Origin of the sequence: Desulfurobacterium indicum (genome assembly GCF_001968985.1) — a bacterium.
In the GTDB taxonomy this organism is placed as follows: domain Bacteria; phylum Aquificota; class Aquificia; order Desulfurobacteriales; family Desulfurobacteriaceae; genus Desulfurobacterium_A; species Desulfurobacterium_A indicum.
Genome location: NZ_MOEN01000054.1, coordinates 1 through 2,301, shown reverse-complemented (window position 1 = coordinate 2,301; position 2,301 = coordinate 1). Strand labels below are relative to the sequence as shown.

Annotated in this window: 4 protein-coding genes and 1 pseudogene; 1 reads left to right on the top strand and 4 read right to left on the bottom strand. The window is 31.6% G+C overall.

Annotation, left to right across the window (positions count from 1 at the left end; all coding sequences use genetic code 11):
• On the top strand, positions 1 to 190 hold a 190-nt coding region (locus tag BLW93_RS08940; protein WP_216818682.1), incomplete at its 5' end, for a hypothetical protein.
• Here the strand turns inward: BLW93_RS08940 and BLW93_RS08595 are convergent.
• The 4 genes and pseudogenes from BLW93_RS08595 to BLW93_RS08875 all read right to left on the bottom strand — a co-directional run.
• Positions 181 to 846, bottom strand: a complete 666-nt coding sequence (locus BLW93_RS08595; protein ID WP_076713657.1) for a hypothetical protein — start codon at positions 844 to 846, stop codon at positions 181 to 183. The two genes, BLW93_RS08940 and BLW93_RS08595, sit on opposite strands and share 10 nt — an antisense overlap.
• A gap of 47 nt (positions 847 to 893) precedes the next feature.
• A complete protein-coding gene (locus BLW93_RS08590) occupies positions 894 to 1,409 on the bottom strand; it encodes a type II toxin-antitoxin system VapC family toxin (RefSeq protein WP_158025391.1) in 516 nt (171 codons plus the stop codon).
• A 166-nt stretch (positions 1,410 to 1,575) separates the two neighbouring features.
• Positions 1,576 to 1,716 (bottom strand): hypothetical protein, encoded by a 141-nt coding sequence (locus BLW93_RS08880; RefSeq protein ID WP_158025390.1) that lies wholly within the window; start codon positions 1,714 to 1,716, stop codon positions 1,576 to 1,578.
• Positions 1,717 to 1,786: 70 nt separating this feature from the next.
• Positions 1,787 to 2,301: pseudogene (locus BLW93_RS08875) on the bottom strand (hypothetical protein); the annotation flags it as partial.

The window sequence follows — 2,301 nt, the reverse complement described above, 5'->3', positions numbered from 1 at the left end:
GCTTACACAAAATATCGTACACTACCAAAAGTTTAGAAAGAACTCCCTTATCAGATACTTTAAGCTCTTGAGAAAAGAAATATCTAAAGTAATCTTCTGGAGAAACCTTTTTAAGAAAAGGAAGATTACCAATGGGAGCAAAAAGAGTTTGAAACCAAATAGCTATCCTTCCTTTACTATCTACACGTGAAAAGTGGAAATGAAGATATATTTATTGTTTCCATATATCTTTTTCCACATTTTTTCAAAGACTTTCTTCAGCTCTTCATAAAACTCTTTGGTAACAGGTTCAACGCTAAAAGAGTTTTCTATGCTATCAATATCAGGGTTAGGATTTTCTTTTAACGTAGAAAGCTGTTTATATGCTGTATAGAAAGGTTCTCCTTTACCTAATAGAAAAGAATATCTTCTATAAGATGTTAATTCCTGAACAGGTTTTCCTTTTTCATCGAAATGGTAAACTGATCTTACAAAAGAAAGTCTCCAGTTGTCTGATCCCGGGACGTAAAAGGCAACTACGGCAGCTTCTGCGTCGTATTCTTCTATAATCCTTGCAACAAAATCCCTTTGAGTTTTTCTTGCCCTTTCAAGTGTTGATTCCCTGCCAAGTTCAACTGTCAGAAATAGTATCTTATTATTTTCGTTGTCTTCATATGTTCCAAGAATTTCCGCTTTTTTAATGGTTTCCTTAAATTTCTCCGGGTAACTTTCCAGAGCTGTTATTTCAAACTTTTCTGTAAAATCAGCAGACACAAAAACGGTTCTTAAAAAAGTTTCAAAGTTCGATTTATCAAATGAATTTTCTATTAAACTTTTCACTGCTGTATCATACTTTTCTGCAGGCAATTTTTATCCCCCTATTCTCAATATCAACAACCAAATTTGCAAACTCTCTACTCCACTATTTTAATCATTTTTGGATTTATAACTTCTATCCAATCTATATTTTCAAAATCTCTGTCAGCACTTAGAATAAACTTAAGATTTAATTCTCTCATCATTTTAATCGTCAAAGCATTATTTCCAAATAAGCCGTATTGAGTCATTATCTCTGGAATTGCACGGAGAGAAGATACTTTTATATCAACGATTTTAACCCTACTTTTTTCTAAGAATTCAAGCACTTTATTGCAACTTTTTGACAACTCTTTAACCTTATCCTTATTTTTCTTTAGCTTAACAGGTATATTTTTCTCAAAGCCGTATTTATTCTTTGCTTCTATAACCATCATTTTAAACAACAATTCATCTACTACTCGTGTAGTAGTTACCAATTTCAGTTTTCCAATGTAGCCCATTTTAAATATTTCTACGGTTAATGGATTACACTTGCCTGTTAAAAAATATATAAAAGCGTTGGCATCTACAAAAATTGTTCTGGATAAGAATCTGTTAATCTTCAAATCCATAGTAAATTCCTTCATCTTCCGCAATTTTTTCAACAAATTCTTCATCAGATGCCTTAAATATTCCAAAAAACGTTTCTATTTCTTTAGAAATACTCTTCTGGTAAAGCTCAAAGGCTTTCTTTTGGATTTCTCTATAAGTCGCCCTGCCGCCAAGCTCCTTAATCGCCTACTTGATAAAAGGTTTAAGATATTTAGGAGCTTTAATCTTTCGTGTTTTTTTTCTTTTCTTTTTCAAAAGTCCGAGTTCTTCTTTAATTTCGGCTATATAAGATGTTTTAAAAGCTCCCGGAGAAGTTATAAGCCGCATATTTATACCTCTACTTTTAGAGTTAGTCCTACCTTTCAAAATCTATAGAAAAAGACTAAATCTATCAAGACTAATTACCAAAATACTGAGAAAGTATAACTTCAATGGAATCATCATCTTTAATAGAATTGGCATTACAAACAAAAACTTGCTTATATTCTTGAAGGAAGTTGCCTATAACCATTAATTTCTTTTTCGGATTTTCAGACGAAGATAACTGTTTACTTAAGTTCTTAATTGTTACCAAAGACATAGCACCTCTATTTAGAATATCAAGAAGTTCCTGAACTTTTACTTTCTCTTCACCTGTTAAAGTATTTTTTAAAGCCTTTAGTACTTTTTTTAGATCCTTTTCTGCCTTTGAAGATGTTTTACGGGATTTTCTACTTTCAATCTCCTTTTTAAGAGAAAGAGAGAACGCCAATTTATTTTTTTCAAAAAGTTCATAATAGGATTCCAGCGGCACATCTATCCTTTTCTCTGAAGGTGTTGTTTCAAGAAGCTCAACCGCTTCAAAAAAATCTATCTCCTTTGTTTCTTTTTCTTTATATGAGAGATATATTTTCTTAAGTTTCCCTTTTTTAA